The following is a 3,052-nucleotide window of genomic DNA, read 5'->3' as shown; positions in this document are numbered from 1 at the left end:
CCCTGGCATCCATGTCAGCTGCGTTTCAGGTGCTAATTTTAGCTCTGTGGCGGGTCCAGCCGCATTGAATTGTAGCCAAGGCACATACTATGCGTGCTCCTTCAATTCACTGAGAACCTTGGCTAACATTGGTTCATGTCTGTCCCTGCGGGCTAGGGAAAGGTGCAATTTCGTCGAATCTTGGGTCCTAGCTGAACGTTCAGTGGGGACTTTAAAAACTGACTGCACATATTCAGGATCAGTGACGTGCCCTTGCACGAATTGTACACTGGAATTTGGCACAAGCTTTCAGAGCAGAGGTTCATGTCTTGGGGTCACTCCCGAAGTGATAAGAACCGGTTTTCAGCCTAAATCCTTTCCGATTTTTTGTCGGATCGAACCCAAGCTGGTTAATGGGGATAACACAGATCGTGCTACTGATGATCCGTCAACAAGCAGTACTACTGGCAGTCCGTCAACGTCAACGTCAGCGTCAACGCCAACTTCACCTTCAACAAACAGTCCTACTGAAAGCCCGACAAAAAACGTCGCCTATGGTCCAGCAGGACCTGCAGCCATGGTGGTTGCGGCCAGTGCCGGGTTGGGTGCCGTTGTCCTGACCGCAGGCTTCCTGGGGCTGTGAGGGTACAAGCCAGGACTGCGGCGGGCACAGGAGCGGTGCGGGCCCGCACTTTCACTGCATCAATCCCGCCCGGAACCAATAGAAAAACAGTACAGAATCCATGCGTTAGTATTGCAGCAGCGACGGGCGAAGAACCTTGCGAGACCTGATAGAGTGCTGCAATTCTCTATAGGCTATTGTGCTGATGGATCATCGTCTGTCAGGTCGTGTATACCGAAACATACTGACTGGATTCTGTTATCACAGTTTTCAAAGTGGTTAGGGTTTAAATCAGCCCAGCGCCAACCAGATACCCACACCCGTCATTAAGGTACCGGCAATCCGGTTCATAATTTTTACGTTATCGCCTTTTTCCAAAAAGTGCCGCAGAGTTCGCCCGCCACTGGCATAGATAACAAGGAAGATAAATTCGATCAGCAGAATCAACGACACAATCACAGCAATCTGTGGTGCAAGAGCCTGCTCGGGGTGAACGAAGGGAGGCAGCAGGGAAATAAAAAACGCCCACCCCTTAGGGTTGGCAATAGCGGTCACAAAACCCTGTGTAGCCAGTTCGCTGGGAGAAATATGGCTGTGATCAACATCAAAACCCTGCAGTGCCATTTTGCCTCTGGACTGCCACAGCTGAACACCAATCCAGAACAGGTAGGCTCCACCGACCATTTTAAAAGTGGTAAATACGGCCGGGTATTGCAGCATCACTGCAGCGCCCCCCACGAGAACAAGCAGGGCGATACCCCCTACCGCCAGCAGTTCACCGGCCATCATCCACAGTGTACGACGCACGCCGATTGTCATGCCCAAGGTCATCGACAGCGTCATGCACATACCCGGCGTGGCGGATACAAAAATGAAAGTTGGAATAAAAACCGTCAGAACCGCCAGAGTCATTTAAGTCCCAGAGTGTTTTGCATTAGAGAGCCTGACGGATTGTATCACAAGCTCTTTCCTTTAAGCCGCTTTTCGCAGCACTCAGGAAGGAGTAGCCATTCCAGTGTTAAGGCAGGTTTTATTTCAGGTAGTCTGTAATGGCATCTTTGTTTGCATCGGTGTAGTAATGACAGCTGGCACGCAGGAAGATATGCTGCCAGTAGAGAATGGATTCACACCACCAACCGTTATAAATCACATCAGCTTTGTCATGACGACCATTGAGCATGTGGCCGATTTCATGGGCGGCAACCTGCTCGTCATCGTCAGCGGCCATAGCATACTCCCCACCTTGATAAGCAATACCAAGGGTTTTCCAGTCCATCATTTTTTCGGTCATCAGCAAGAATTTATTGCGTTTAAAAGAACCAAGGATCCCGTTATTTTTTTTATAGCGGCGCATTTCTTTCGCCAGCTCTTTCAGTCTCTCACGGGGTTCCCCTCTGTACTTGAAGGATTGAATGGTACTGTCGGTTCGGAAGTCTATAACCAACTCGCTAAACAACGGAACATGATTGGTTTTTCGGTACTCTTCACTGATGTCATTCATATGCTTAACCCACCAGCTAAAGTGTTCATGAATCAGGCTGGACACTGTTTCTTGCACATCATCATGCTTGAATACAAAAATCGTAAGAGGCTGGTTGGCTGAAGAGGTTCCGAGGATGCCAATTTCATTCTCGGTAGGCAGAAGTTCCTGAGGTGTATTTAACTCGATATCAATTTTATGGCCTTCTTCTCCGATTTGCCTGGGGTGCTCTGGCCGCACCTCCGTTTCTAACACGATATGCTCACTAAAGTTGGCATGAAAGCGAGTCGCCTGATTATTTGTTGCTCCGGGATAGCCAATCATCATAATGCTTCCCCCAGCGTCAGCATCTTCCTCTGAAGAGAGAGTGAGTAAAGCATCGTCGTGATTCACCTTTACTCTGTAGAGGCTGATATCCAGCGGCTCACCATCCTGTTTCACGGTTAAAGGCAAGTGAGAGTCCAGATAAACAATCTTGTCAGCTCCGTCCTGCTGGTAACTGAATTCCCAGGGAACAGACTCACCGGCCTTAGCGGTTTCCCCACTCATAGTGGCGCGAATCTTGGCCATAATCTGGGTCGCACCATTCTCTTCCAGAGTAAGAAGTTCTGCGGCAAGGTTTGAGGAAACCACCAGAGCAGAAATCGTTCCTAATCGGGTCAGTACTTGAGCTGCTGTTCTTAACTGTTTCATAACCAGTCTCTACGCCGTTCGGGAGATCTTGTAAGGCGTATCGGCGAAAGCAGCCTATACTGAATTCATGCTTAAAGAACGTGCCATCAACACGGCTACTTACCTTCTGGCCTTTGGCGTCGCTTTTGGCGCAGCCATTCTCAGCCTTGCCATGACGCAGCTGGATAACGCCCTCTACGAAGACGACACCTCCGAAAATGCCCCCCAAAAGGCTCCCGAAAACCAATAGCCTGCTTCCCCCCTCAGAACGTCCTTTCGTGCTTCCAGTCTGCAGTTAG

Annotated in this window: 3 protein-coding genes; 1 reads left to right on the top strand and 2 read right to left on the bottom strand. The window is 49.7% G+C overall.

The window, feature by feature from the left end; genetic code table 11:
* Positions 1 to 892: 892 nt before the first annotated feature.
* Both E1189_RS02400 and E1189_RS02395 read right to left on the bottom strand, forming a co-directional pair.
* Positions 893 to 1,513 (bottom strand): LysE family translocator, encoded by a 621-nt coding sequence (locus E1189_RS02400; protein ID WP_155158468.1) that lies wholly within the window; start codon positions 1,511 to 1,513, stop codon positions 893 to 895.
* A gap of 118 nt (positions 1,514 to 1,631) precedes the next feature.
* A complete protein-coding gene (locus tag E1189_RS02395; protein WP_155158467.1) occupies positions 1,632 to 2,774 on the bottom strand; it encodes a hypothetical protein in 1,143 nt (380 codons plus the stop codon).
* 67 nt (positions 2,775 to 2,841) lie between these two features.
* Between E1189_RS02395 and E1189_RS02390 the strand changes: the two genes are divergently transcribed.
* A complete protein-coding gene (locus E1189_RS02390) occupies positions 2,842 to 3,003 on the top strand; it encodes a hypothetical protein (RefSeq protein WP_155158466.1) in 162 nt (53 codons plus the stop codon).
* Positions 3,004 to 3,052 lie beyond the last annotated feature (49 nt).

The sequence above is a fragment of the Parendozoicomonas verongulae genome, from assembly GCF_009711465.1.
In the GTDB taxonomy this organism is placed as follows: Bacteria; Pseudomonadota; Gammaproteobacteria; order Pseudomonadales; family Endozoicomonadaceae; genus Sansalvadorimonas; species Sansalvadorimonas verongulae.
The sequence above is the reverse complement of the archived record's forward strand: the minus strand, read 5'-3'. Positions and strand labels throughout refer to the sequence as shown.

Coding starts and splice junctions, on each gene's coding strand:
- E1189_RS02400 (WP_155158468.1), bottom strand. CDS start 1,513: ATGACTCTGGCGGTTCTGACGGTTTTTATTCCAACTTTCATTTTTGTA.
- E1189_RS02395 (WP_155158467.1), bottom strand. CDS start 2,774: ATGAAACAGTTAAGAACAGCAGCTCAAGTACTGACCCGATTAGGAACG.
- E1189_RS02390 (WP_155158466.1), top strand. CDS start 2,842: ATGCTTAAAGAACGTGCCATCAACACGGCTACTTACCTTCTGGCCTTT.